Annotated in this window: 1 pseudogene; it reads right to left on the minus strand. The window is 59.5% G+C overall.

The window, feature by feature from the left end:
• Positions 1-432: pseudogene (locus ACODSV_RS36340) on the minus strand (hypothetical protein); the annotation flags it as partial.

The raw sequence follows: 432 nt of genomic DNA on the forward strand, positions 1-432 counted from the left end.
GTTATCCCTGGCTGGACCTCAGGCTTGGGGTTGGGCGTTACGCCGGGGTTCACATTCAGCCTAGGTTCCGCACCGGGCTTGGGCACGTCTAGCTGCACCCGCGGCCGCGGCCCGCTGTCCGGTAACGCCTTCGTATCAGGGCAATGGCAATGGCTGACGTTCACGTTCACATGCACATTGGACTGAGCGTCGTTGTTCACGCTGATGTGGGGCTTTGGCACACCAGGCAAATCCGGTATCTGATGCAGTTTGCGCGTACCAGGCGGTACCAGTGACAGATCACTTTGCTGAGGCTTCACCGGTAGCTTGCCCTCATCCGGCTTCACGCCCGGTAAGTCTTTTTGCTGAGGTTTCACCGGCACCTTGCCCTCATCCGACTTCACGCCCGGCAAGTCTTTTTGCTGAGGTTTCACCGGCACCTTGCCCTCATCC

It is taken from the genome of Pseudomonas sp. FG86 (assembly GCF_057808775.1).